The sequence below is a fragment of the Chloroflexota bacterium genome, assembly GCA_020850535.1.
Lineage (GTDB): Bacteria > Chloroflexota > UBA6077 > UBA6077 > JACCZL01 > JADZEM01.
The window spans coordinates 1-26,221 of record JADZEM010000164.1 but is presented as its reverse complement, the minus strand read 5'-3'; the positions used below and the strand labels follow the sequence as shown (position 1 = coordinate 26,221).

Annotated in this window: 26 protein-coding genes; 20 read left to right on the top strand and 6 right to left on the bottom strand. The window is 68.6% G+C overall.

Translation table 11 applies throughout. The annotated features are described in order from the left end of the window. From IT306_23595 to IT306_23560, 8 genes are all read left to right on the top strand, one after another. On the top strand, positions 1–232 hold a 232-nt coding region (locus tag IT306_23595; protein MCC7371423.1), incomplete at its 5' end, for a serine hydrolase. Between the two features lie 251 nt (positions 233–483). Continuing rightward, the gene (locus IT306_23590) at positions 484–879 is read left to right on the top strand and encodes a hypothetical protein (GenBank protein ID MCC7371422.1); all 396 of its coding nucleotides are present in this window, start codon (positions 484–486) and stop codon (positions 877–879) included. Between the two features lie 199 nt (positions 880–1,078). After that, complete coding sequence (locus tag IT306_23585; GenBank protein ID MCC7371421.1) at positions 1,079–1,255, top strand: BBE domain-containing protein; 177 nt, start codon at positions 1,079–1,081, stop codon at positions 1,253–1,255. 115 nt (positions 1,256–1,370) lie between these two features. Then, the gene (locus IT306_23580) at positions 1,371–1,808 is read left to right on the top strand and encodes a nuclear transport factor 2 family protein (protein ID MCC7371420.1); all 438 of its coding nucleotides are present in this window, start codon (positions 1,371–1,373) and stop codon (positions 1,806–1,808) included. A gap of 107 nt (positions 1,809–1,915) precedes the next feature. Beyond that, complete coding sequence (locus tag IT306_23575; protein ID MCC7371419.1) at positions 1,916–2,524, top strand: cysteine hydrolase; 609 nt, start codon at positions 1,916–1,918, stop codon at positions 2,522–2,524. Between the two features lie 5 nt (positions 2,525–2,529). Continuing rightward, positions 2,530–3,216, top strand: a complete 687-nt coding sequence (locus tag IT306_23570; GenBank protein MCC7371418.1) for a DUF554 domain-containing protein — start codon at positions 2,530–2,532, stop codon at positions 3,214–3,216. A 156-nt stretch (positions 3,217–3,372) separates the two neighbouring features. After that, the gene (locus IT306_23565) at positions 3,373–4,398 is read left to right on the top strand and encodes a hydroxyneurosporene methyltransferase (GenBank protein ID MCC7371417.1); all 1,026 of its coding nucleotides are present in this window, start codon (positions 3,373–3,375) and stop codon (positions 4,396–4,398) included. 235 nt (positions 4,399–4,633) lie between these two features. Then, complete coding sequence (locus tag IT306_23560; protein ID MCC7371416.1) at positions 4,634–4,795, top strand: hypothetical protein; 162 nt, start codon at positions 4,634–4,636, stop codon at positions 4,793–4,795. 144 nt (positions 4,796–4,939) lie between these two features. On the opposite strand, the gene IT306_23555 is transcribed toward IT306_23560, so the two are convergent. Beyond that, positions 4,940–6,763: a hypothetical protein gene (locus IT306_23555; GenBank protein ID MCC7371415.1), complete on the bottom strand. Its 1,824-nt coding sequence runs from the start codon at positions 6,761–6,763 to the stop codon at positions 4,940–4,942. 112 nt (positions 6,764–6,875) lie between these two features. Continuing rightward, positions 6,876–7,913, bottom strand: coding sequence for an aldo/keto reductase (locus IT306_23550; GenBank protein ID MCC7371414.1), 1,038 nt, complete (start codon positions 7,911–7,913; stop codon positions 6,876–6,878). Positions 7,914–8,095: 182 nt separating this feature from the next. Between IT306_23550 and IT306_23545 the strand changes: the two genes are divergently transcribed. Beyond that, positions 8,096–9,739 carry a thiamine pyrophosphate-binding protein gene (locus tag IT306_23545; GenBank protein MCC7371413.1) on the top strand — a complete coding sequence of 548 codons (1,644 nt, stop codon included), beginning with the start codon at positions 8,096–8,098 and terminating at the stop codon, positions 9,737–9,739. Positions 9,740–10,172: 433 nt separating this feature from the next. On the opposite strand, the gene IT306_23540 is transcribed toward IT306_23545, so the two are convergent. The 4 genes from IT306_23540 to IT306_23525 form a co-directional block, all read right to left on the bottom strand. Continuing rightward, on the bottom strand, positions 10,173–12,191 hold the full coding sequence (locus IT306_23540) for a cellulase family glycosylhydrolase (protein ID MCC7371412.1): 2,019 nt from the start codon (positions 12,189–12,191) through the stop codon (positions 10,173–10,175). A 173-nt stretch (positions 12,192–12,364) separates the two neighbouring features. Next, positions 12,365–14,065: an urease subunit alpha gene (locus tag IT306_23535; GenBank protein MCC7371411.1), complete on the bottom strand. Its 1,701-nt coding sequence runs from the start codon at positions 14,063–14,065 to the stop codon at positions 12,365–12,367. A gap of 5 nt (positions 14,066–14,070) precedes the next feature. Then, the gene (locus IT306_23530; protein MCC7371410.1) at positions 14,071–14,508 is read right to left on the bottom strand and encodes a DUF5615 family PIN-like protein; all 438 of its coding nucleotides are present in this window, start codon (positions 14,506–14,508) and stop codon (positions 14,071–14,073) included. Between the two features lie 6 nt (positions 14,509–14,514). Beyond that, complete coding sequence (locus IT306_23525; protein ID MCC7371409.1) at positions 14,515–14,799, bottom strand: DUF433 domain-containing protein; 285 nt, start codon at positions 14,797–14,799, stop codon at positions 14,515–14,517. A 162-nt stretch (positions 14,800–14,961) separates the two neighbouring features. Here IT306_23525 and IT306_23520 point away from each other — a divergent pair, with 162 nt between their 5' ends. The 11 genes from IT306_23520 to IT306_23470 all read left to right on the top strand — a co-directional run bounded on the left by IT306_23520 (position 14,962) and on the right by IT306_23470 (position 26,034). Further along, on the top strand, positions 14,962–15,489 hold the full coding sequence (locus IT306_23520; GenBank protein ID MCC7371408.1) for a hypothetical protein: 528 nt from the start codon (positions 14,962–14,964) through the stop codon (positions 15,487–15,489). A gap of 309 nt (positions 15,490–15,798) precedes the next feature. Continuing rightward, complete coding sequence (locus tag IT306_23515; GenBank protein ID MCC7371407.1) at positions 15,799–16,782, top strand: hypothetical protein; 984 nt, start codon at positions 15,799–15,801, stop codon at positions 16,780–16,782. Between the two features lie 102 nt (positions 16,783–16,884). Further along, a complete protein-coding gene (locus IT306_23510) occupies positions 16,885–18,024 on the top strand; it encodes a mandelate racemase/muconate lactonizing enzyme family protein (protein ID MCC7371406.1) in 1,140 nt (379 codons plus the stop codon). Between the two features lie 157 nt (positions 18,025–18,181). After that, complete coding sequence (locus IT306_23505; protein MCC7371405.1) at positions 18,182–18,511, top strand: hypothetical protein; 330 nt, start codon at positions 18,182–18,184, stop codon at positions 18,509–18,511. 229 nt (positions 18,512–18,740) lie between these two features. Further along, on the top strand, positions 18,741–19,190 hold the full coding sequence (locus tag IT306_23500) for a 50S ribosomal protein L9 (GenBank protein ID MCC7371404.1): 450 nt from the start codon (positions 18,741–18,743) through the stop codon (positions 19,188–19,190). Positions 19,191–19,229: 39 nt separating this feature from the next. After that, positions 19,230–20,591: a replicative DNA helicase gene (dnaB, locus tag IT306_23495; protein ID MCC7371403.1), complete on the top strand. Its 1,362-nt coding sequence runs from the start codon at positions 19,230–19,232 to the stop codon at positions 20,589–20,591. A 67-nt stretch (positions 20,592–20,658) separates the two neighbouring features. Continuing rightward, positions 20,659–21,366, top strand: a complete 708-nt coding sequence (locus tag IT306_23490) for a DnaD domain protein (protein MCC7371402.1) — start codon at positions 20,659–20,661, stop codon at positions 21,364–21,366. After that, complete coding sequence (locus IT306_23485) at positions 21,332–22,702, top strand: ATP-binding protein (protein MCC7371401.1); 1,371 nt, start codon at positions 21,332–21,334, stop codon at positions 22,700–22,702. Before IT306_23490 ends, IT306_23485 begins: the two co-directional genes overlap by 35 nt. Before the next feature lie 805 nt (positions 22,703–23,507). Further along, entirely contained in the window at positions 23,508–24,005 is a 498-nt protein-coding gene (locus IT306_23480) for an MgtC/SapB family protein (GenBank protein ID MCC7371400.1), read from the top strand. A gap of 67 nt (positions 24,006–24,072) precedes the next feature. Continuing rightward, the gene (locus IT306_23475) at positions 24,073–25,005 is read left to right on the top strand and encodes a pseudouridine-5'-phosphate glycosidase (protein ID MCC7371399.1); all 933 of its coding nucleotides are present in this window, start codon (positions 24,073–24,075) and stop codon (positions 25,003–25,005) included. 192 nt (positions 25,006–25,197) lie between these two features. Continuing rightward, positions 25,198–26,034 (top strand): aspartate dehydrogenase, encoded by an 837-nt coding sequence (locus IT306_23470; protein MCC7371398.1) that lies wholly within the window; start codon positions 25,198–25,200, stop codon positions 26,032–26,034. Positions 26,035–26,221: the final 187 nt, after the last annotated feature.

The following is a 26,221-nucleotide window of genomic DNA, read 5'->3' as shown; positions in this document are numbered from 1 at the left end:
GTTCAAACGCGATCCGGGCGCGCCACCCTTCGGCTACGGGCTTGGCATCGGCAATCTCGACGGCCAGATCGGGCATGACGGCTCGATCCTCGGCTTCCACAGCCTGGCCGTCTTCAAGCCCGAGACCGGGGAGTCGACCGTCATCCTGGCGAACCTCGACCCGACCGGCGACGGCAAGGACGCCACCGAGGCGATTGCCGAGGCCATCGACGTCACCCGTCAACGCCGGTAGCGCCGGCCTGGCCCCCACCCACGCGACCGGCACCGCGAACCGGTTTCAGGCGACGTTCAGGCCCTCAGGCCGACCGTCACGCAGCCCTTCGGGCGGGCCGCCGCACACTGTGAGGAGACGCCGGACCACGCGACTCGGGATGCAAGCACCGGTGTCTGCGTCCGCATCACGGCCGGTCGCCGTGGGGTCGTGCGACCCCACATCCATGCCGGCACTTTTTCGGTGCGAGATGACATCTCCGGAGGAGAACCATGCGTTTCGCAAGACTCGCTCGCACGTTCGCGGCATCTGCACTGCTCGTCGCTCCGCTGGTGCTCACGCCCGCGGGCGCCCACGCCGCGCCCGAACCGGGCGACAAGGAGGGGACGCACGAGCGGCACGGCTGCCCCGCCGGTGCCGTCTGTGTCTACCCGAATGCCAGTTGGAACGGCGACCGGCCGTCGCTGGTCTTTTGGAGCTACGGCGCCCACAACCTGAGCAATCAGATCGGCGAGAAGCGGGTCTTCAACAACCAGGTGGACGGGGCAGTCGCACGGACCTGCACCGGCTTCGACGGTAAGGGCTGCCAGGGCTTCTTGCACACCCCGAGGTTCATCGACGTTGACCTGACGCCGATCAACTCGATCGTCCTGGACCGCGCCCAATAGTCGCGGCCGCCGAGCGTGACGCCCGGGCCTGGCCGACAGGCTCACCCGGGCGCCACCAGTTTGCTTCGGGCTGGAACGAAGCGGTCCCGTCTCAGCGTTGGCGTGGCGGGGACCCGACTTCATCCTCCAGGGCTCCTGACCGGTCACACTCGCTTCGCGCCCATCGGCAGACGCCCCGGCAACCGCCTGACACCAGGGAATGCCATCGTTCCACCCCGGCATCCACGTTTGGGCGATGCCCTGCTCGCCGGGCGACCGGCATCCTGGAAGCAGGACGACAAAGCAGGAAGACCTCGAGCGGCGGGCCGCCATCAAGGCGACCTATGACCCCCGCAACCTGTTTCGCGTCAGCCACAACATCCCGCCGGTGTCGTGACCTACCCGCCGGCAGTCTGACCCAGGTCCGGAGGCACCCGAGCATGCCGGCAACTCCGGCGTGCTGGCTGGGTGCGCAAAAGACACCGCGAAGGCACCACCAGTGGAGGACCAACATGCCCGCACGAGAGCCGGAGCAGGTCGATTACTTGCTGGCTGAAGCGTTCAACGCGCAGGACCTGGACGCTTGCGTGGCGCTCTACGACCCTGAAGCAAGCGTGGTTCGGCTCGACGTCTTCGGGGGTACCGTCGCCCGGGGCGACCAGGGCATCCGCGAGGTGATGGCGGACTACGTCGGCCTCGCACCGCACATGGACGTGGCGATCCACCACGTCACGCGGGCCGGCGACTACGCGCTGGTGCGATCCCAGTGGCGGATCACTGGCACCGGGCGTGACGGGGAGCCGATCGAGCTGCACCACCACGCGATGGAGGTGATGCGCCGGCAGCCGAACGGCGAGTGGCGCTTCTACATCGACCACCCCTACGGAGCCGATACGTCGTGGGCGATCCCCGCCGAGCGCATCCCGTCGAGCGCCGCGCCAGCGCGCTGAGTCGGCCGTTTGGATGAACCCGAGACCACCGCCCGCGTGCTGGCCCGGGACCGTCGCCCGTCTCCGACATTGCGCGATCAGCCACCTGCGTACGGAGGAGCATGTCCATGCATCCACAGATCGACACCGTCCTCGCCGTCCACTGGCAGCGAGACATCGTGACGCGTGAAGGGGCATTCGGCGCGATCTACGGCGAGATGGTGCAGCGCACCGGAGTTGTTGGGAGGACGGCAGGCGTCCTCGCCAGCGCTCGCGAGCGCGGTATCCCGATCTTCTACACCCGCGTCTGCTTCAGAGACGACTATTCGGACCTTGTCGCAAACAGTCCGCTGTTCGAGCTGGTCGGCCAGAGCAACGCCCTGGTGGACGGCTCGCCCGGCGCGGAGATCGTCCCCGAGCTCGCGCCACGGGCGGGGGACGTGGTCGTCAGCCACACGCGCGTGGCGGGCACCGCCGGCACCGATCTGATCCGACAGCTTCGCGCGCGCGACGTCATGCGCGTCGCGATCCTGGGTGTCTCGACGAACCTCTCGGTGGAGAGTACTGCGCGCAACCTCGCCGACGCCGGGTTCGACGTCTACGTGGTGGCGGACTGCTGCACGTCGTCAACCCAGGAAGCACACGACGCGTCAATTGAGACGCTCGGCCTGCTCACGCGCAAGATCGTCGGCGCCGACGATCTGATGACCGCATTCTCGGGTGTGGGCGCCGCGTGATCGGGGTGGGCACCGCCATCAACGTCGTCGCGGTGCTGGCGGGCGGCAGCATCGGGCTGCTGGTCGGCGCGAGGCTCCCGGAGGGCATCCGCACGACGGCGATGCAGGCCATCGGCATCGTGACCCTCCTGGTCGGTGTCTCCAACTTCCTGGTGTACGCCAACCCGCTGGTGCCGCTGGTCAGCGTGATCCTCGGCCTGGTGGTCGGGGAGATCTGTCGGATCGCGGACCGTCTCGAATCTCTCGGGGCGGCCCTGGAGCAGCGGGTTTCGAGCGGGGACAGCACGGTGAGCCGGGCCTTCGTGACGACGAGCCTGCTGTTCTGCGTTGGGTCGCTGACGGTCATGGGGTCGCTCGAAGATGGCCTGCGCGGCGAGTACAAGCTGCTGGCGCTCAAGAGCGTGCTGGACTTCATCGCGGCGCTGACGTTCGCATCGGTGCTGGGCTGGGGCGTGCTGCTCTCGGCGGGGACGGTGCTGGTGGTGCAGGGGACGCTCACCCTCGGCGCGCGGCTGGTCGCGCCGGTCGTCTCGGACCCGATGATCGCCGCCGCGACCGCGACGGGCGGCGTGCTGCTGTTCGGGCTTGGACTGGTGCTCCTCGAACTGAAGGAAGTCCGCGTGGCGAACATGCTGCCGGCGCTGCTGTTCGCGCCGGTGGTCGTGGCTGCCGCAGCCCGGTGGCCGTTCTAGGGAGCGCTCAATCGGCGCCTGATTCTCCCATTCTCAGTCCGTTTTCAGGCGGCGTGCCCGTCTGCTCAGTTTCTTGAGCGTCCAGAGCGGGCACGATCAGAGAACAGAACGTTGCTTCTTCACGAGTCCTTCGTAGGAAAGAAAGGCAGGTAGGCCATGAGTGCGGACGTTACGGGCAGGGTCAGCGACCTCATTTTCGGACGGTGGCGCAGTCAGATCCTCTTCACTGGTGCCCAACTGGCGGTGTTCGACCAGCTCTCGGCGACGGAGACGCGGTCATCGGAGATGACGGCCGCCATGATCGACGCCGACCCGCCCCTCACCTACCGCCTGCTGCGGGCACTCGGCTCTTTGGGGCTGCTGACTGAGGATGAGGATCACGGGTTCCGCCTCACCGACGCGGGAGCCTTGCTCCGCGCGGACCATCCCCGGTCGCTCCGCTCGATGGCACTGCTGGAGGAGGGTCCCGAGCACTACGCCCTGTGGAAGCACCTCCCGTCACTGATCCGGGACGGCAAACAGAACGGCTTTGTCCGCGAGTTCGGCATGATGGGCTTCGAGTACGCCAAGGCGAACCCCGGCTACGGTGACGTGTTCAACCAGGCCATGACCAGCTACTCGGCCGTCGAGTCGCAGCTCGTCGTGGAGGCGCTCGCGGAGAGCGACCTCTCCGACGTGCGGACGTGGTGCGATGTCGCGGGCGGGTACGGCCACCTGCTGTGCAGCCTGCTCGTGGCCTATCCCGAGCTCACCGGCATCCTGCTGGACCTCCCCGACGTGACGGACGACCGGGAACACCAGATCGCCCCACAGATGGGACTGAGCGACCGCTGTCACGCTGTCGGGGGGGATATGTTCACCGAGGCGCCTGCCGCAGACGCCTACTCGCTAAAGCACATCCTGCACGACTGGAACGACCAGGAGTGCGTCGCGATCTTGAAGAACATCCGCGCCGCCGCGACCGGGCCAGGGCGCGTCTTCGTCATCGAGTACATCGTTCCGGGGCCGCGGGAGCCGCATTTCGCGAAGCTCTTCGACATCCACATGCTCTGCTGGGGGACGGGTCGCGAGCGGACGGAGTCCGAGTACGCGCAGCTGCTGGAAGCGGCTGGCTTTCGCCACATCCGCTCCTGGTATCCCGCAAATCACCTCATGGGGGTTATCGAGGGGGTCGCCGCCTAGGGCCTGTGCGATAACGCGTCAGGCGTTGTCCAGATGGCCACGGACTGGTCGCGTAGCCGGCAGCCGGGAGAGCTGCCGGGCAGACAGCCTGTTTTCAGGTCACCTTCAGGGACGTCTGGGTGTCGTTCGGCCCGTGTCCGGGGCGGGCGCACCAGACTGAAGGCAGAGCCCGATCGGGCCGGCTCGGTTGCCTGGTGCGACCGGCCCGGACCCGCTGGCTCGAAAGGAGTGCGTGATGCGTCGAACGTTTCGCTCGCTGGTGCTGGCCATCGGACTGATGGCGATCGCCGTGGCTCCGATTGCCATCGGCAGCCCCGATGTTCAGGGCACCCGTGTGACTGCCCTGCCCTCGGCGACCGGCGACATCTCGGTCAACTACGTCACCGACAGCGGCTGAGGTCGCTCCCAGCGGCTGAGGTCGCTCCCAGCGGCGTCCGGGGCCGATCCTGACCCGGGATTGCCCCGGTCGTTGACCGCGATGACGGCCACTTCCATCGATGGGGGGGCTGAACCGCCAGGGCAAGTGGCGCGCGTGACGGCATCAGCCGTCGCGGCACACCTTGAGCGTCCGCTGCTCGCCGGCCGCCAGCGTCAGCGGCAACCCCTGAATCAGCACTGCCCCATCGACCGTGGTGGCTGCACGGCCACTGTCCTCCACTCGATACCCCGACCCGGCCTCGGCGGTGTACCACTCCAGCCACTTGTTCAGCCGGGCATAGTCGTACGGCATGTTCAGGTAGTCGCGGTGGCGGGGCCGATCCAGCACCAGCGAGCCGCTCCAGGCGACATCGCTGGCCGCCCACAGCACGAGGCAGCCGCCCTCCTTCACGCCGCCCAGCCAGAGGTTGGGGGACCAGGGCGCCAAGCGCGCGCCGCCGGTGAGCCGGTAGGCGTTGTTCAGGGTACTGCGGATGAAGTTGCCGTCCAGGTCACGCTCGACGACCGCGCCCTCGGCGTTCTGGAACCCGTACAGCACGCCAAGCTGATCGTCTACCCACATGGCGGCCTGCGGATCGTCGATCTCGTGGAGCATGTAGAGGGCGCTCTCGATGGCGTCGGCGTACCCATCCATCTCGCCGGACTGCCAGGCGTAGGCCCGGTACTTGGTGACGCCGGCCAGCGACTTCGCCGCCACCTCACGATAGCGGGCGCTGGCCTCGGGGTCGCCATCGGGGGCGACCCGCTCGACCAGCGACTGGATCAGGAACGCCTGGGACACGTATCCCCAGTTGTCCGAGAAGCCCTCCTGATCGACCCGCCCTGACGGGATCTCGATGACCCGCATCCACAACCCGTCCGGGCTGCGCGCACGGTCGGCCAGCCGGTCGAGCATGCGACGGATCGCCAGCCGGTCGGTCGAGGCCCGCGGGTCGCCTGAGAGCGTCGCGGCGAGGTGCCATTCGAGCAGCCCCGGCAGGATCTCGTTGCCGTGATCCGACAGGCGGAAGCGTCGGCGGTCGAGCGGCTCCTTCTCGACAAAGTCCCAGCGGTTCGGCGGGAGGAACGTCGTGACCGGGAAGACCTCTTCGGTGTAGGTCCGGCTGATCCGCCCGGCCGCCTCCAGGTACTTCGGATCGCGGGTGGCCCAGTAGACGCGGGCCAGGATCTGGAGCACGTCGCCGTTGACTTCTGTCGAATCGGCCGGCACCAGCCCATGCGCCCGTGTCCTGACGGACGACGCTGCCAGCAGACGATCCGCGATCTCGACCAGCCGCCCCAGCCACGGGTCCGGCCCGAGCCGATCCACCATCGGCAGCAGGCCGTCCTTCGCGTACTCGGCCACGCCGAAGATGCGGTCCTGCTCGCTGAGGCCGAGCGGCTGGCCGCCGGGCACCCGCACGTCGTCGGGGACATCAGGCCCAAGCTGCCGCTCGCGGGCCAGCAGGTTCAGAAAGAGCGGGTCGCTCTCCGGCTCCAGCAGATGCGCGGCAATCGCCAGATGCGGGTACAGGTCTGAGCCAGTGTCGCCGTAGGCCCAGAGGTGGCCCTCCGGCAGCACGTCGGTCGGCAGCAGGCCGGTACCAGGGTCGAACCGGGGGATCCAGCGGTCCAACACCAGTTTGGAGCGGCGGAAGCCCTCCGTCGCCAGGATGGCGTTCAGGCGAGCCACGCCCACGGCGTCGTTGGCCCAGGTGCGGCTGGCGCGCTCCCGCAGGAGGGCTGCGCGCGTGCGGGGGAGCGTGACGCCGTCCAGGCGGACGGTCTGAGGGAGCACCCAGCCCAGCGACTCTGTGCTCTCGCCGCGCTGACGCAGCTCAGGCACGCCCTGGTCGTCCGTGGCGGCCCTGGCGCGCCCATCCGTGGGGACCGTCATCAACGCGCCGACAGCCAGCAGCAGACAACCGAGAGAGAGGATCAAACGCACGCGGCGCGGCTCCAGAACGAGGGGTGGCAGCGAGAGCCGGCGAGCGTGGCCGTCGGCGGGCGCTCCGCGATTCTACAGCCGGAGCGCCCGCCAGCGTGCTGGTTTCCGCTGCCTACGTCGCTGGCTGCGGCTCCGCGATCGGGCCCCACTCCTCCATCGCCTGGCGGAGCGGCGTGAAGATGTCGTGCATGCCGGCCGCGCCCTTCATGATCTCCTCGATCCGCGCGACCTCGTCATCCGAGAGCGTCAGCTCGGTGCCGGCGAGGTTGCTGGCCAGCTCGGCGGAGTTCCGCGAGCCGACGAGCGCCGTGCTGAGGACCGGGTTCCGCAGCACCCAGGCCAGCGCGATCTGCGTCAGCGGCACGCCGCGCGGATCGGCGATCTCGGCCTTGATCCGGTTGACCACGTCCACGTTGATCCCCAGGTTCTTGCCCTTGAGGATCGGCTGCCCGAAGTAGACGCCGCCGCCGCGCCAGTCCAGCGCGTCGAAGGTCATGTCAGCAGAGAAGGTGCCCGTCAGCAGGCCGTGCGCCAGCGAGCCGTACCCCATCACGCCGATGTCGTTCTCGGCGCAGAAGGGGAAAATCTCCTTCTCCATGCGGCGGTCGAACAGGTGGTAGCCAACCTGGATCACGTCGATGGGACGTGCCTTCATGCACTCCTTCATCTGATCCACGGTGAAGTTGGAGACGCCGACAAAGCGGACCTTGCCCGACTTGACGACCTCGTCCATCGCCGCGAACGCCTCGTCGTACGGGACAGTCTGATCGGGCCAGTGGATCAGGTAGACGTCGAGGTAGTCCACCTCCAGCCGCTTGAGGCTGATGTCGACCTCGGCCAGGATGTTGGCGCGGCTCGAATCGCGGCTGGCCGTCGCCTGATCCGGGCGGCGGTTGATGCCGCACTTGGTGACCAGGATCACCTTGTCGCGGCGGCCCTTCAGGGCACGCGCCACCGCCGTCTCAGAGTGGCCAGCGCCGTAGGCGGGCGCGGTGTCCACGCAGTTGACGCCGGCGTCAATGGCCGCCTGAATCGCCTTGACGGCCTCGTCGATCTCGATTGCGCCGTAGCGGTCGCCGGACATCGGCCAGGTGCCGAAGCCCATCGCCGAGACTTGCAGATTGGTTCGCCCAAATCGCCGATACTGCATCGTCCGCCTCCATTGGCAGGTCCGCGCGGCCGCCCTGGAGAGTCCGAGCGTTGTGGCGGCCGTCGGAAGCATCGTCCGACCGAGTAGCTTACCGCGCCAGCCGCCGGAGAACCAGCACGACGTTCGAGTCACCAGCGCAAGGTGCTAGACTCTCAGATCGCCACCAACGATGGAGGCACGCAATGGTGCGACTTCGGGGCGGGCAGGCGGTGGCGCGAGCCATGCGCGCCGAGGGCATCGACCACGTCTTCGGGATCGTCGGAACGCACAACTCGCTTCTGTTTGATGGGTTGACGGACCTGGACGACGTCCGCGTCGTCACGACTCGCCACGAGGGCGGGGCCGGCTTCATGGCCGACGGCTTCGCGCGGGCCACAGGCCGGCCGGCCGCCTGCATTGTCGTGCCGGGGCCGGGGCTGACGAACCTGATGACGGCGCTCGGGCAGAGCTACCTGGATTCGGTGCCGGTGCTGGCGCTGGCGGGCCAGAATCCCCTGCCGACGCTCGATCTCCGGCGGGAGGAGTTCCACGAGCTGCATGCCTCGCTGGAGGTGGTCGGCTCGGTGACGTCCAGCGCGCGGCGGCTGACCAGCCCAGCCGACGCCCCGCGCCTGATCCGCGAAGCAGTCCAGCAGATGGCGACGAGCCACCCGCGCCCGACATTCGTCGAGGTGCCGCTGGACGTGGCCGCCGCCGAGGCCGACGTCGAGCCGCTGCCGCCGGTCGAAGGGTTCCAGCGAGCCACCGGCGATCCTGACGCCATCCGGCGGGCGGCCGACGTGCTCGGGAAGGCGCGCAAGCCGGTTGTGCTGGCCGGCGGCGGCGCGGTTGCCGCCGAGGCCACCGACGCGCTGCTGCGGGTCGTCGGTCAGCTGCGTGCGCCCGTCATCATGACCGGCCACGGGCGCGGCGCGGTCCCCGACGATCATCCGCACGCGCTGGGCGACGGCTGGGGGCGGATGTCCTACTTTGACGGTCTGCTGGCCGAAGCCGACGCCACGCTGATCGTCGGGGCCAGCATGGACTACGTGACGGTGGCGGATCGCGGCGCGAAGCTGCCCGACCCGGTCGTCCACATCGACGTAGACCCGACCGCCATCGGGCGGCACCGTCCGGCGGCCGTTGGGATCGTCGGGGATGCACGGCTGGTGCTGGAGCGGCTGGGCGACGCCCTCGGCGCGGCCCCAGGCGTCGCGGACGGCCACGGCGTCTGGTGCGACGTACCGGCGATCCTCACGATGAAGCGTGCCCAGATCGCCGAGCAGGCCGGTCCGGTGCTGGAGATGCTGGAGGCCATCCGCGCCGTCCTCCCTCGCGACGGCATCGTCGCCGACGATCTCTGCCTGCCGGGCTACTGGGCAAGCTCGGCGCTGGAGATCTACGAGCCGCGCACCTGGCTGCATCCGGGCATGTTCGGGACGCTCGGCTATGCGCTGCCAGCCGCCATCGGCGCGAGTATCGGGCGGCCAGACCGCAAGGCCGTGGCCCTGGCCGGCGACGGCGGCTTCCTCTACACCTCGCAGGAGCTGGCGACGGCCGTCCAGGAGGGGGTGGACGTGGTCGCCATCGTCTTCAACGACAACGCCTACGGTGCGCTGAAGCTGTTCCAGGATCGGAACCACGGCGGGCGGCGCATCGGCGTCGAGTTGCGGAACCCGGACTTCGCCAAACTGGCCGAGGCGTACGGGGCGCACGGCATCAAGCTGACGACCCACGCCGATCTCGCCGCCGGCCTCACCGATGCGCTCGGCCGGCATGGGCCGGTCGTCGTCGAGTGCCCGCTCGACTTCGACCTGTCGAAGGCCGTGCCGCCGTGGATGGCGTGAGCGGGGTGTTGGGTTCTGGGTTTCGGGTTTCGGGTTTCAGGGGTGGGTCGTGGGTCGCAGGGCGTCGGTCGATGGGCATGGGTCGGCTGATGACGCTCGCGCAACGGAGCGAGCGTGCACCTCACCCCATGTCATCCTGAACGGAGCGAGCGTGCGAGCGCAGTGAAGGACCTCACCCGCTGACGCGAAGGCTGAAGGTCAGCGGGTGACGGGCGCGTTGACGGCCCGCGGGTGCATTGCGACGTGACGGGCACCGGGCGACGCGAGCGTTGACGGTCAGCGGGTGAGATCCTTCGCTACGCTCAGGATGACAATTGGGACTCGCATGCTTTCACCATCATTCCCACGCCTCACGCCTCACGCCTCACGCCTCACGCCTCACGCCTCACGCCTCACGCCTCACGCCTCACGCCTCACGCCTCACGCCCCACGGTCAGAACGCGCTCGGGCCGCCGCCGACGAAGGTGTGCCAGTCGCCGCAGCGGTCGCGGACGGCGAACGCGGCGGTGGCGGCCTGTCCGGCCTGCACCCGCGTCAGCACCAAGGTCGTAGACGTGGCGCTCGCGAGCGCGACGGTTGCCCCAACCGTGACCGGCGAGCTTCCAACACGCACGCTGCCGTTCTGGATGCTGGTGAACTGGATCTGCTGAAAGCCGTTGCTCGGAACGGCAGCGGTCGAGTGGGCCAGGATCGTCGCCTCAAGCTGGCCACCGCCGAGCGGCCGCGTCGAGATCGTGACGCTCGGGCGGGTGGTGCAGTCGGCGGGCGGCAGCGGGGTCGCCGTGCGGGTCGGGGTAGCGGTCGCCGTCAGCGTGCGGGTAGCAGTGGGCGTTGGGGTCGCCGCGCCGACCGTGATGAACGCCGAGTAGCTGTCCCAGAAGTGGTTGACGCCCCAGTCAGCGCTGAAGACGCCGATCTGGACCGTGTACGTGCCGGCTGGCATGTTGGCAGGCACGCTCCAGGTGACCGGATAACTCCGAGTCTGCCCGGCCGCGAACGACTGGTTCTCCCAGTACCACTGGCGCAGGTTCTGCTCAGTCGCATTGTGGACTTCGACGTCCACCACGTAGACGCCAGCCGCCGCGATGGTCACGTTTGCGCCGATGGAGACGCCGCCGCCGGGCGTCACGCTGCTCGGCGAGACAGCAGCGCTGGTGACGTAGGGGGCCGTGGGCGTGCCACCGGGCGTAGCCGTACGCGTCGGCGTGGCGCCAGATACAGCCGTGGGGGTCGGGGACGCGGTCCGCGTGGGCGTCGCCGTCGGGGTTCGCGTGGCTGTCGCTGTGGGCACGCCCGGCGGCGTGGCGGTCGGCGTCGGGGCTGGCGCACCGACGAGCGCCGCGAGCCGGTCTTTGTACCCCTGCCCATACCCGACCGACGGCGCGCCGGTCAGGTGGTCGGTGATCAGCCCGTAGTACGGCGACGAGCCGCACGGCTCGGTCCACCAGACCCAGGCGAGGTAGTGCTGGCCCTTCGCTTCGAACCAGTCGATGACGGTGTCGAGCCTGTCGTGCGCGCAGGTGCTCTGCCCGATCTCCCCGGCGATGATCGGATACTGGGCGGCGATCGGTGCGAGCTGCTGGTCCCAGCAGGTGACGGTCGAGCACTGGCTGCCGCCGGGATAGATGTGGACGGAGGCCGCGATGTTCGGCGGGTTCAGCGAGTCCACTGGCTTATAGGTCATCCAGCGCGAGAGCACGCCGGTGTAGGCCACGCCGGCCACCATCACGAGGTTGGTGGCCCCGGTGGCCCGGACGGCGTCGAGCAATTCCTGCATGCCGGCCGCGCTGTACCCGACGCCCGGGCAGGCGCCCGAGCCGTTCGTGCCGTCGCGCAGGCAGGTCCAGGCAGCCACGGTGTCAGTGTTGTTGTCGGGGTACGGCTCGTTGAACAGGTCGAAGATAACGGCGGTGTTGGTCTTGAACGTTGAAGCCACCGAGGTCCAGAACGCGACGGAGTGGTCGCGGTTCGCCATCGGGGTCTGGCCGGTCGCCCGCTGGGCGCCGGGGGCGGCCCAGTGCAGATCGAGGATCGCGGCGATGCCAGCCGCGGTCAGGCGGCTGACGTAGTCGGTGACCGCCGTTCGGTAACTCGCGCCGACGTACTGGCGGTCGATCCCGCCGGTGTTGACGTCGAGCCAGCAATCCTCGTTCAGTGGGATGCGAACGACGTTGATCTTCCAGGAGAGCATCGCCTGGATCGCGGCGTCGCTGGTCGGCCCCTCGAAGATGCCCCAGCCCTGGATACAGGCGTACTCGCCCGAGGTCCGGTTGACGCCGCGCAGGCGAACGACCTGACCGCTGCCGTTCAGGATCTGGTTGCCGGCGACGTGGAGGCCGCTGACACTCGCGGCCGGCGCGGCCAGGGCGGGTAGTGGGGCCGCCGGGGACACGCTGGCCGCCAGCACAGCCAGCACAGCCAGCACCAGGAGCAGGCTCAGGCCACGCAGCATCTGTCGAGGCCGCGGCCAGATCGAGCGCACCACCAGCGAGCAGCCTCCCCCGAGGTCTGGAGCCAGGTTGACTCCAGAGCCATCCTACAGCGGGAACGCTGGCGGTGTCTGTTCGGAGACTGACAGGGAAGGCCGTCCCCTTTTCGCGGAGGGCGCGTCCGATGCTCTGACGGCTAGAGGAAGTACCGTTGGGTCAGCGGCAGGGTCTCGGCGGGCGGCAGATCGACCCGCGTGCCGTCGATGTCCACTTCGAGGGAGGACGGATCGACGCGCACCGCCGGCGAGGCGCTGTTGTAGCGGAAGCTCGCCTTCGTCAACGGGCGGGCGTTCCGCACCCCTGAGAGCTTGCGCCGTAGCTGCACTCGTTTCGCCAGCCCGTTGTCAATGGACGCCTGCGACACGAACGCCACGCCCAGCGAGGCCGGGGCTGCCCCGAACGAGCCGAACATCGGGCGATAGATCTGCGGCTGGGCGACGCGGGTGCTGTCGTTGCCGGAGCCGACCGGCCCCCAGGCCACGAAGCCGCTCTTGACGACGAACTGCGGCTTGACCCCGAAGAACTCCGGCCGCCAGAGGACGATGTCCGCCAGCTTGCCCGGCTCCAGCGACCCGACGTCGTGGGCGATGCCCTGGGCGATGGCCGGGTTGATGGTGATCTTGGCGAGGTAGCGCAGCACCCGCTCGTTGTCGTTACGGGTCGGCTGACCGTCCGGCCCCCGGCTCCCATAGACCTCTTTCATGCGGTGGGCCATCTGCCAGGTCCGCGTGACCACCTCCCCGATGCGCCCCATGCCCTGCGCGTCCGAGGAGACCATCGCAATGGCGCCCATATCGTGCAGGACGCTCTCCGCCGCGATGGTGCCGCCGCGCGCCCGCCAGTTCAGCGAGATCGCGTCCTCGTCCAGGAAGCCGTGCATGCGGTGCACGACGGCCTTCATGTCCGGGTACTCGGCCAGGGTGTTGACGGTGTAGGGGATGGTCGGGGTGGTCGAGGAGCCAAGGATATTCTGGTGGCTGCACAGCTCCAGCACGTTCGGGTGGCCGCCCCCCAGCCCCTCGATGTGGTAGGCGTGGATGGTCCGTCCGTTGATGGCGGCGATGGTCTCCTCGACCTCGCCGGCCTCCTGGTGCGAGTCAGTGTGCAGGCAGACCGGCACGTCATACCGCTCGGCCACGGTGAGCGCCGTATCCACGACGGTCGGATAGCCGGCCGTGTCCTCGTGGATCTTCAGGCCGCCCGACCCCATCTCCAGGTTCCGCTCGACGGCCGCGGGGTCGGACGCGCTCCCTCGCCCGAGCAACTGGACGTTGATCGGGAACGCCTCCCACGCTTCGAGCAGCCGGTGGAAGTTGTGGGCCGGGTTCACGCCGAGATCGGAGACGTGGCCGTAGCCCATCCCGACGATGGTCGTGGTGCCGGCCGAGAGCGCGGCCGGGATCAGGCTGGTGGTCGCCAGGTGGACGTGGCAGTCCACGATGCCCGGCGTGGCGATCAGCCCCTCGGCCATGATCCAGCCGGTGTTGGCCCCCGAGACGACGGAGATGTCGTCGGCGATGTCGGGGTTGCCGGCCCGCCCAATCGCGACGATCCGCCCCTCTTTGATGCCGATGTTCGCCTTGAAGATGCCGAGGACCGGGTCGAGGATCAGCGCACCGCCGACGATCAGGTCAAGCTCACTGTCGCGGCCGGCCCGGCCAGACATCTGCATGGCGTCGCGGATGGTCTTGCCGAAGCCCCAGAGCGTCTCGTCACCCGGCGACGCGTCGTCGCGCTCGACCTCGACCAGCAGGTTGGTGTCCCCAAGGCGGACGCGGTCGCCGGTCGTCGGGCCGTACATGCGGGCGTACAGGCTGCGGTCGATCTCAAACGGCATCTCGCCTACTCCCGCTCGGCGTCATCGGACAGCTGGTACGGCACCCACGGCCCACCGCCAGTTGCCCGGTGCCATCCATCACGACGGTGCCACCAGAAGATAGCATCCAGGAGGGCGTCGAGGTGTACCGCGTCGAGGAAGTCCGCGACTATCTCCGCAAGCGTGTCGGGTGATCCGGCGTCCAACACCAGAATGCCGGGGTGCGATGGAAGCGCGATGCCGAATGCTGCCGGCCACGTCACCCAGGCATCATGTAGCAGTTTGAAGTCGCCTCGATTATGGGTGACGAAAATTCGGTGAAAGCGAACGGTGGCGAGCAGCAGCACATCGTCCGACAAGCGCTCACTCTGGATATCGCGGGAGGCGAGCACATCGTGTCCGCCACCCTGGAGCAATTCCCCCACCCGACGGGCCACGTTGTGGTCGAGATAGAGCTGAGCCAATGCCCTCTACGCCTCTTCAAGGATGATGCGAGCATCCACATACTTCCTGTGCCGTCGATAATAGGCGAGTGCTGCATCAACCTCTTCTTGCGAGAGGTCGTAATCCCGAGCCACGCGATCACGATCTCCCTGGTACGTGTCTAGAGCGCGAATGATGACCCAGATTGAGACTCTGGATTCGCGAAGCCAGGCATCGGCGCGGCGGTACGGGTACCGGTCATAGTCGAGATCAATGTGCTTCTCGATGAGCTTCTGCTCGTCAAGGTCTGAGCGCGGTTGGGGGATGGCCATCACGTCCTCCTCAAGCATTGTGATCACCAGAACGGGTATGGAGCAACCGGCCACGCTCGGCGACGCCCACGGCGGTCAGCATGAGCGCCGCCCCCTGGTCCGCGCACTTTCACCGGAACGGACACAGCATCTGGTCCGCACTCTGCATATCTCTCTTCTGTCATGAAACGCAGCAACGCGGACAGGCAGCAGCGGCGCGGATGGGCGCAGCGACGGCCGACGGTGCTGGCGGCGCTCTGGCAGGCAGCCGCGGCCCTCGCTCTCGCCATCGTCCTGGCGGCCGGCACGAGCGGCTCGACGTTCGCCGCTACACCGGTTCCAGTCTCCACGCCGCCCGCTGACCGAGCCACCGCGGCCGAGCGCGAGCAATCCAGCGGTCTGGTCTACTCGCTGGGCGAGCTGGCCGCCGTGGATGCCCGCTCGATCACCCTGACGTTCGACGGCGGAGCCACCGAGACCTACCGGCTGACCCAGCGCACGACGATCCAGACGCAGAACGGCGACACGCAGACGGTGCAGGATCTCGATATCGGCGCGATGGTCGTCGTGATCTCCCACGAGGACGATCCGACAGCCGTGACCGTCGTCAACGGCGGCGACGCTGGCTTCCACGAGCCCAGCCAGGCCGACCTGCGCGGCCACGAGCAGGATGCGCCGTGCGCACCGTGCCAGACACCGGTCGGCCGCTAGCAGACGCCTGCGCGCCGCTGGCCAGACGCCCACCGGCCGCTGGCGCTCTCCCGAGCCGCCTTCACTGGCATGCGACGTGCTCTCCAGGGTGCGCGGGCCAGGCACACCGTCAGTCACGCCGGCCGCGTGCCGTTGGCCCCAGACCGTTGCCCGTACACCTTTGCCCGTAACCTCTGCGCCGTAACCTCGGCAAAGGCGGACCCGTCCCCCGTTTCAACCGTTTCTTGTTTCGTGAGAGACGGAATGTTGAACAACGGTATCATGTTGAAGCGTAGTAGAAGATCGATCATGCGGCCGGGAATGCAGCACATGATGATACGACGTGTCGGAACCGCACTCGCGGCCGGTCTGCTGCTGGTCGCCAGCCTTGGACACGCCAGCGGGAGCGCTCTGGCCGCCGGAGCAAGCGCCCCACTGGCCGAGACGGCGCAAACCGCGTCAGCCCCGAGTTGGCCGTCCACGGACGGCATCCGCCAGCGGAACGTGCTCAACACCTACGCCGGCGGCTCGACCGTCGTCGAGGATACCCTGTACGCCCGCACGCTGGACATCCACACCAGCTACCGCGTCATGCTCCCACCCGACTACGACGCCTCCTCGCGCCGCTACCCGACGCTCTACCTGCTGCACGGCGTCGCCGGCGACAGCAGCGAGTGGCAGTCCATCGGCATCCTCGAAGCGGCCGACCGCATGATCCGCACGGGCGAGATCGACCCGTTCATCATCGTGCTGCCGAACGGCGGCGCGAACTACTGGGTCAACCACTACAGTGGCCCGCGCTGGGCAGACTACGTCGTGAACGACGTGGTCACCCAGGTGGACCGCGACTACCGTACCGTCAACTCGCCACAGGGACGGGCGATAGGCGGGCTCTCGATGGGCGGCGAGGGCGCCCTGCGACTGGCGCTGACCAACCCGCGGACCTTCGGGATCGCAGCGGCGCACAGCCCCTCCCTTCGGACGGCGTTCAGCCAGTTCGCCCCAGAGCTGCAGCCGATCTTCGGGGACGAAGAGTACTGGCGGACGGTCACGCCGCTCTGGCAGGTCGTGGACAGCAACACCGCCTACCGCCTGACGCTGGCCATTGACGTGGGCGAGGACGATCCGTGGCGACCGAACGTCGAGCTGCTGCACGAGCGCATGCTGTCACGCGGCATCCCACACCGCTTCGACGTGCTGCCCGGCGAGCACGCCGCCGAGTATTGGATCGAGAACGTCGACCGCTACCTCGCGTTCTACGGGTCGGCGTTCCCGCCGACCGCGAGCTTGAACGTGGCGGCGGACGCGTCGTAGCCTCCAGCATTCTGCTCCGGGCGTTGGGCAGACGGCCTCCAGCCGGGGTACCGTCTCCCTGTCGCGTGAGACTTGACCTCACCTCGGCAGGGAGACGCTCCTGTGAAGATCACCGGCCTTGAGCCGTTCGCCATCCAGGCGGCCGGTCGCAGTTTCCTCTTTGTCGTCGTCGATACCGACGCCGGCATCTCGGGCATCGGCGAGTGCGGCGTCAACAGCCGCTCAGCCGCCATCGTCGGCGCGTTCGACCACATCCGCGAGCAGATCGTCGGCGAGGATTCGAGCCGCATCGAGCATCTCTGGCAAACGATGTTCCGGGGCGGCTTCTTCCCGGCCGACAGTATCGTCGGCTCGGCCATGTCTGCCGTGGACATCGCGCTCTGGGACATTCGCGGCAAGGAGCTGGGCGTCCCGACCTATCAGCTGCTCGGCGGCCTCGTCCGCGACAAGGTCATCTGCTACCCGCACAACCGCTGCGACGACGGCCAGGAAGCGTACCTGGAGCACGTTCGGCAGACGGTCGCGGAGGGCTGGAAGTTCACCCGCTTCCACCTGCCATCGCAGGGGCAGCGGCTGGAGCCGCGCGACTCGATCCGCGCCTGCGTGAAGCAGGTCGAGGCCGTCCGCGCCGAGTTCGGCGACGATCTCGAGATCTGCGTGGACGTCCATACCCGGCTCGATCCGTCCGAGGCCATCGAGCTGGCGAACGCCCTCGAGCCGTACCGCATCTTCTTCCTCGAAGACCCGATCCGCTCGGAGAGCACCAACGCCCTGCGGCGGGTCCGCGCAGCCACCAAGGTGCCGATTGCCGCCGGCGAGCAGTACGCCGGCAAGTGGGCGTTCCGCGAGCTGATCGAGGATGACCTGATCGACTACTGCCGGGTAGACCTCTGCATCGCCGGTGGCCTGACCGAGGCGAAGAAGATCGCCGGCTGGTGCGAGACCCACTACATTCGGCTGGTCACCCACAACCCGCTCGGGCCGGTCTCCAGCGCCGCCTGCCTGGCGCTGAACCTCTCCTCGCCCAACTTCGGCGTGCAGGAGCAGCCGACGCGGCCCGGCGCGATGCTGAACGATCTGTTCCCGGTCCAGATCGAGTGGAAGGACGGCTACCTGCTGCCGCCCACCCGCCCGGGCCTCGGCATCGAGTTCGACCGTCAAGCGCTCCGCAAGTGCGAGCCGTCCAAGCCGCTGGCCTCACGTAAGCTGCACCGCGAGGACGGCAGCTACACCAACTGGTGACCCTCTGCCGGCCGGCATCGTCGGCACATTCAGGTCTCGAACGGGCGGGGGGCTTCCCTCCGCCCTTGTTTGAGGTATACGCTGCTCCTGAATTCGTGACGGTACGCTCGCCGTGGCCCGGACGACGGGACGGTGCGAACGCCCGCGGAGCAGCCAGATGTTGCAGATCGCCTTCGTGCTGGTGCTGGCAGCACTCTGGGCACTGACCTTCAACGCGCCAGGCGGTCGAGACTTCATCCGCGTCGAGGCGTTCCGTGTCGGCGCGACGATCGTCTACCTGACGGACATCCTGACGGGGCTGATGATCTTCGGGCTGATGGTGACGATGCGCGGCCCACTGGCGATCACGGCCGGCGTGCTGCTGGTGCTCTGGCTGCTGACGCTGATCGGCATCCCCCGCGTGATGGACGTGCCGCTCGCCCCGCTGATCGTGTTCGTGATCGTGGTCGGGTCGAGCGTGCACATCGTGACGCACCGGGGCCAGTAGGCTGCTGGGGCGTGGAATGAGACCGCCTGAACCCACTGACAGCCGGTCACAGCCACGCCTGTGCACTGCCGTCTTCGCCGCGCAACCGGGCATCTGTGCGCCGTCTGGCCCCGTCCTCCGCCGTGGACCGGATCGCCATTGTGATGGCCAGGCACAGGTCTGCGCCGGACCCGTTGCTATACTGACCGCACAGGGAGCCGCCCCTGCTATTGCGCGAAGGAGCCCAGCCATGAAGGTGATTCTCAGCAAAGATGTCGCAGGAACCGGCAAGGCTGGTGAGGTCAAGGACGTGGCCGATGGGTACGCGCGCAACTTCCTGATTCCTCGCAAGCTCGCGGTTCCGGCAAGCGAGGGCGCGCTCAAGGGCGTCGAGCAGAAGAAGGCGTCAGCCCAGAAGAAGGCCGCTGCCGAGGAGGCCGCCGCCCGTGAGCTGGCTGATCGCCTCACTCAGGCCCCCGTCGTCCTGACCGCGAAGGTCGGAGACCAGGGGCGGCTGTACGGCTCGATCACCAGCAGCGACATCGCCGATCAGCTCTCGGCCCACCTCGGGCAGGCCATCGACAAGCGCAAGATCGAGCTGGCCGATCCGATCCGCCAGCTCGGTACCCACGAGGTTACCATCCGCCTGCATCGCGCCGTCAGCGCCGTCGTGAAGGTTGACGTCCAGCCGGCCAAGTAAGCCGCCGTTCGCCGGCAGGAAGAGCAGCACCCCGTGGCTATTGAACGCCTCCGGTTTGACGAGCAGCCGGAGCGGCTGCCGCCGCATAACGTCGAGGCTGAGGAAGCGATCCTCGGGAGCGTCCTCCTCGACCGTGAGGTGATCGGCCGCGTCTCCAGCGCCCTCGAAGCGCGCGACTTCTATCGCGAGCGCAACGGCACGATCTACGAGGCGATGCTCGCGCTCTACGAGCGCCACGAGCCCGTCGACTACCTGACGCTGATCGACGAGCTGGACCGCACCCAGACGCTCGATCAGGTGGGCGGCGTCAGCTACCTGACGGGGCTGTTGGGCGTGGTGCCGACGCCGATCCACGCCGAAAACTACGCCAAGATCGTCGCCGACAACGCCTTCATGCGCCGGCTGATCTCGGCCGGCGGCAAGATCGCCACCATCGGCTTTCAGAACCAGTTCGACACCGACACGGCCCTGGAGAAGAGCGAGCAGATCCTGTTCGACGTCTCCAACAAGCGCGCCAACCGCGACTTTTCGTCCCTGAGCGACATCCTCCGCGAGTACCTGGAGCAGCTCTCTCTCCAGAGCGAGGGCGAGGGGATCAAGTACGGCGTGCCGTCGGGGTTCGTGGATCTCGACAAGATCACGGCCGGCGGCTTCCAGCGCTCGGACCTGATCATCCTGGCCGCTCGGCCCGCGATGGGTAAGACCAGCCTCGCATTAGGGATAGCCGCAAACGCAGGATTGAAGTTCGGGGCCGCCAGCGCCGTCTTCAGCCTGGAGATGTCCGGTGGACAGCTGGCCGCGCGCCTGCTCGCCACCGAGTCCGGCATCGAGACCACCCGCCTGCGTTCTGGCAACCTGACCGAGGCCGAGAGCCGCAAACTGGGGCACGCGCTCGGGGTCCTGGCCGAGACCCAGATCTACATCGACGATACGCCGGGCATCTCGGTCACCAGCCTGCGCGCCAAGACCCGACGCCTGCACGCCGAAGTGCCACTCGATCTGGTGATTGTGGATCACCTCCAGTTGATGACGGCCGGCGGCAGCAGTGGCGGCGGCATGAACCGCGTGCAGGAGATGTCCGAGATCTCCAGGCAGCTCAAGGGCCTCGCGCGTGAGCTGCACGTCCCTGTTATCGCCCTCTCGCAGTTGTCGCGCGCCGTCGAGCAGCGCTCCCCGAAGATCCCGATCCTCTCGGACCTGCGGGAGTCAGGCTCTATCGAGCAGGACGCCGACCTCGTCATGTTCATCTACCGCGACGACTACTACAACAAGGAGAGCGAGAAGCAGGGCATCGCCGAGATCCACGTCGCCAAGCACCGCAACGGCCCCACAGGTCAGGTCTCGCTGCTGTTCAACCAGCGCACGACCAAGTTTCTGGACCTTGAGGTCTACCACGAGTGAGCGGGCGGCCCTGATGACGGATCTGGCAAACCCGCCGCGCAAGCGCTTCCCTGGCTTCCCGGACCGCATGGAGCTGGTCCCGGTACCGGGCGCAGTGTTCGGGACGCTCCTGCGCGAGATCGACGATCTGGCGGAGTTGAAGACGCTCCTGCACGTGTTGCGCCTGCTGCACGCGCAACCCCGGCCGCCGCGCTTCGTGCGGCGTGCGCACCTGCTGACCGACTCCGGCCTGCTCCAGGCGCTCGGACGAGAACGCGGGCGACATGGCGTCAACGCCGACGCGACGGTCAGCGAGGCGTTGGCGCGCGCCGTAGCCCGAGGCACGCTGCTGGCCGTCCGCGTGACCGACGGCACGACCGAAGACGAGTGCTACCTCCTCAACACGCGCGGGAACGAGCGCATCGTGCAGGAGATCGAGGACGGTGAGCGGCAGCTTGGCGAGCTTGGCCCCGTGCCCGCCCCCCACGAGCCAGCCGATCTCTCGGCACGCGCAACGATTTACGAGCTGTACGAGCAGAACATCGGGTTGCTCACCCCGCTCCTGGCGGAGGAGTTGAGCGAGGCCGCCGAGAACTATCCGGCGCCCTGGGTAGAGGATGCATTCCGCGAGGCCGTCGCGCAGAACAAGCGTAGCTGGCGGTACGTGCGGCGCATCCTGGAAACCTGGGCCAGCCAGGGAAGGGGGAGCAGTGGAACGACTTCGCGACGCCCTAGTCCACCTCCAGATTCCAGCCAGTACCTTGAAGGGCGCTACGGCCGGCTCGCTCGGCGCTGAGCCGCCGGCGGACCCCGCTCCAACCTGCCCGAAGTGCAAGGATCGCGGCTTCCTGCGCCGTGATGTCGAGGCCGGCCACCCGGATTTCGGGCAACTGGTGGTGTGCCCGTGCCGCCGCAAGGAGGTGGCCGAGCGGCGGCAGAGCCGCCTCGAACGACTCAGCAACCTGGGGCCGCTCACCCGGCTGACCTTCGACAACCTGGAGCCGGAAGGCCGCTCGACCGATCCGCGTCGCCGCGAGCGCTATGCGCGTATCGTGGCGCGCGCGCGGGCGTACGCCGACGTGCCAGAAGGCTGGCTGCTGATCGCCGGGCCGCCCGGCTGCGGCAAGACCCACCTCGCAGCGGCCATCGCCAACATCCGGCTGGCCGAAGGTGAGGCGGTCATCTTCTCCGTCGTGCCGGACCTGCTGGATCACCTGCGCGCCGCCTTCAGCCCCAACAGCGACATCGGCTACGACGAGCTGTTTGAGTCCGTTCGTGAAGCGCCCTTGCTGATCCTGGACGATCTCGGCACCCAGAGCGGGACGCCCTGGGCGCAGGAGAAGCTGTTCCAGTTGCTGAACCACCGCTACAACGGGCGGCTGCCAACCATCATCACCACCAACCTCCGCCCCGAGGAGCTGGACGAGCGGCTCCAGACCCGCATCATGGACGTGACGCTGACGAACGTCGCCATCCTTGACGACTGGGAAGCGTCCTCGCTGGAGCGGCTCGGCGGCCTGTCACTGCAACGGCTCGCGTCGATGACCTTCGCCAGCTTCCGACCCGACGGCATGGGCATCGAGGATCACCAGCGTGATCTGATGCGGCGCGTCTACAAGCGCACCCGCGAGTTCGCCAACGAACCCGTCGGCTGGCTGGTGCTGCTCGGGCTGCCAGGCACTGGCAAGACGCACCTCGCCGCCGCCATCGCCAACGAGCGCCGCGCCGGCGGGAACACGGCGTACTTCATCACCGCGCCAGACCTGTTGGACTACCTGCGCTCGGCGTACGCTCCCGACAGCAAGGTCAGCTACGACAAGGTCTTCGAGGCCGTGCGGACGGCCCCGCTGCTGGTGCTGGACGACCTCGGCGCGCAGAGCGGCACGTCCTGGGCGCAGGAGAAGCTGTTCCAGCTGTTGAACTACCGCTACAACGCCGAGCTGCCAACGGTCATCACCAGCAACCTGACCCTCAAAGAGCAGGATCCGCGCATCGAGTCGCGCATGCTCGACCCGCGTCTCTGCGATGTCTGGCCGCTCGACGTGCCACCGTACCGGCTGGACTCAGGAGAGAGCGGCTGGCGACCCGCGCCAACCCGGCCAGTGCGGGGCCGGCCGCCACGCGGCCGGTAGCCGCACGGCGCATGACCTTTGCCCTCCAGGCATCGACCTTCGGCCCTCGCGGGGCGATTGCATAGTCGTCTGTGTTCCCGAAACACCGTCAAATGAGCAGTCGGGGACTGAAGTCCCCGCCTACACGCATGCAGTCGCTGCGCGACGGCCGTCGGGAACGGCTGGGGCTGGCGAGCCTGGAGCGTCGCGCAGCGACTGCAGGATCGTAGGCGGGGCTTTCAAGCCCCGACGAGGCGGCACGACGCAGGGCGATTGCATGTTCATTGGTGTTGTTGTCGCGCGTTCCTCGCCGCCGGGCGCTCGCCCGGGCTGCACGACGCAGGGCGATTGCATGTTCATTGGTGTCCCCGAAGCATCATGGAACGGGCGGTCGGGGACTGAAGTCCCCGCCTACACGCATGCAGTCGCTGCGCGACGGCCGTCGGGAATGGCAGGCACTGGTGCGACTGGAGCGTCGCGCAGCGACTGCAGGATCGTAGGCGGGGCTTTCAAGCCCCGACGCGGCGGCACGACGCAGGGCGATTGCATGTTCATTGGTGTACCCGAAGTATCATGGAACGGGCAGTCGGGAACTGAAGTCCCCGCCTACACGCATTCAGTCGCTGCGCGACGGCCGTCGGGAACGGCTGGGGCTGGCGAGCCTGGAGCGTCGCGCAGCGACTGCAGGATCGTAGGCGGGGCTTTCAGGCCCCGACAAGGCTGCACGACGACATCAACATGCAATCGCCCTGCTTCGCCACCCGTTCGCCTTCTGGTGGTCGGCACGGCTACCATATCGCCTTCATGCTGACCATGGCGGTCTGTGATGCCTTTGCTCGATACGCAGCTCTTCACCATCTTTCCGAACGACCTCGAGATGGTCTGGCGCATGTTCCTGGCCTTCGCACTCGGCGGTCTGCTCGGCTGGGAGCGTGAGCGCGCCGGCCGGCCGGCCGGCCTCCGCACGTTCATGATGGTGACCGCCGGCTCGGCAGCCTTCACGCTGGTGTCGGTGTACGGCTTCGTCGATCAGGGCACCGTGCGCGACCCTGCACGCGTCGCCGCCCAGATCGTCACCGGTATCGGCTTCCTGGGCGCGGGCACCATCTGGCGCACGCCGTCCACCGTGCGCGGCCTGACGACCGCCGCCACCATCTGGTTCGCGGCGGCGGTCGGCATGATGGCCGGCTCGGGGCTCTACCTCGTCTCGATCCTGACGGCGGTCTCCGGGTTCGTCGTGCTTCAGTGGCTCCGGTCTCCCTCGCGGCGCGCGTCGATGCGGGGCGAGCCATCGATCACCGGCCGTGAGATCGTGGACGACTGAGCAGGGCCGCGCCAGCCCCGTCGCGCGGCGCTTCCCACGGCGACGGCCGCCTGCCATAATCCGGGCCATGTCTGACCATCGGCCTGCCATCCAGGTCGTCGACGAAGTCCGCGCAGCCCTCGACGAGGGTCGGCCCGTCGTCGCGCTCGAATCGACGTTGATCTCGCACGGGCTGCCGCACCCGCGGAACCTGGAGATCGCCCGGCGACTTGAAGCGGTCGTGCGGGCCGGCGGGGCGACGCCGGCGACCTGCGGGATCATCAGCGGCCAGCCGATTGTCGGGCTGAGCGCCGCCGAACTGGAGACGCTGGCGACGGCCTCCGCTGGCACGGTCCGCAAGTGCAGCCGCCGCGACATCGCCGTGGCCGTGGCGCGCGGCGAGCACGGCGCGACGACCGTCGCCGGCACCCTGACGCTGATGGGGCTGACGGGGCTGCGTGTCCTGGCGACGGGCGGCATCGGAGGTGTGCACCGGGGCGCAGAGCTGACCTTCGACATCTCCGGCGACCTCGTCGAGCTGGCGAGGAGTCAGGCCATCGTGGTCTGCGCGGGCGCGAAGGCCCTGCTCGATCTGCCGCGCACTGTCGAGGTGTTGGAGACGGCCGGCGTCCCGATCCTCGGCTGGCAGACGGATGAGCTGCCGGCCTTCTACGCCGCCGCCAGCGGCCTGCCCGTCACGGCGCGCGTCGAAACCGCGGGGGACGCAGCCCGCATCGCGCTGGCCGGCTGGCGCCTGGGTACGGGCGCTGGCGTCTTGGTCGGCGTGCCGCCCCCGGCCGGCCAGACGCTCGAAAACGAGCGCATCGAACTGGCCCTGGCGGACGCCCTGGCCGAGGCCGAGCGGCGCGGTCTGCGCGGCCCTGCCACCACCCCATTCCTGCTCTCGGCCATCGCCGAGGCGACCGGCGGCGAGAGCATCGCCGCCAACCTCGCCCTGCTGGAGAACAACGCACGGGTGGGCGCGGAGATCGCTGTCGGGCTGGCTCGCCTCGGAGGCTGAGGCGGCCCGCTCCGCGCCACGCGGCCCCGCACCAGCCCGCCCCCCGGGGCGCGGCGATCGGACACGCGGCCGGCGGTCAGCCCCATCGTGTCGGCTGCCGGCAACAGAGTATCCTTGGCCTGCGGCTCCTGAGGTGGAGCGCTCTCCGCTGTCAGCCGCAGGCTCGCTGTTGCGCTTGAAAGGATGCCGCCGATGACCGACACCAGGGATCACCAGACACCTCAGCCGCTCCGGGTGGGCCTGATCGGTTTCGGAGCGATTGGCCGGCGGCTGGCGGACGCCATCGCCGCTGGCGAGGCCGGCCGCTGCGAGCTTGCCGCCGTCCTGGTGCGCCGACCAGAGCGCATCGACGCCGAAGCCCGCGACCGCCTCGGCTGTGTGGTGACCGGCGACGCCGCCGACTTCCTGGCCACCCGGCTCGACCTCGTGGTGGAGGTGGCCGGCCATGACGCGCTCAAAGCGTACGCCGAGGACGTCCTGCGCCAGGGCAAGGACTTGCTGCTGATCAGCGTCGGCGCGCTCGCAGATGCCGCCTTCGAGGCTCGCCTCTACCGCGCCGCCCATGACTACGGCCAGCGCGTCTACCTCGCCACCGGGGCCATCGCCGGGCTGGACGCTATCGCGGCCGGGGCCGTCGGCGGCCTGACCTCGGTCACCCACCTGGTGCGAAAGCCCCCCGCCGGCCTGCTGCCGCCGGACGAGATCGCACAGGCCCAGCAGGACGGCGTCCCGCGCGTCCTCTACGAGGGGCCAGCGCGCGAGGCGGCGCTGCGCTTCCCGGAGAACGTCAACGTGGCGGCGGCGATCAGCCTGGCCGGCCTGGGCCTGGACAGGACGACCGTCCGCATCGTGGCCGACCCGACCGTCGTGCGGAACACCCACGAGATCGAGGCGCGCGGCGAGTTCGGCGAGCTACGGATCGTGCTGCAGAACATCCCGACCGAGAACCCGAAGACGGGCCGGCTCACGGCGATGAGCATGATCAAGGCGCTGAAGAACCTGACGGCGACCGTCGTCGTCGGGGTCTAGTCGGCGCAGGGGAGGGGAAGGCCCTCACCCCCCAACCCCCTCGCCCTGTGCGCGGGCGAGGGGGAGCAACGACAGTCTCGTGTGTCTCCCCCTCGCCCGCGCCCAGGGCGGGGGGGGTGGGGGGTGAGGGCCGTCCCCTGTCCTGGGGGTCACGGCCCGTCAGGACGCCTCGAACGCGTCGTCAGGC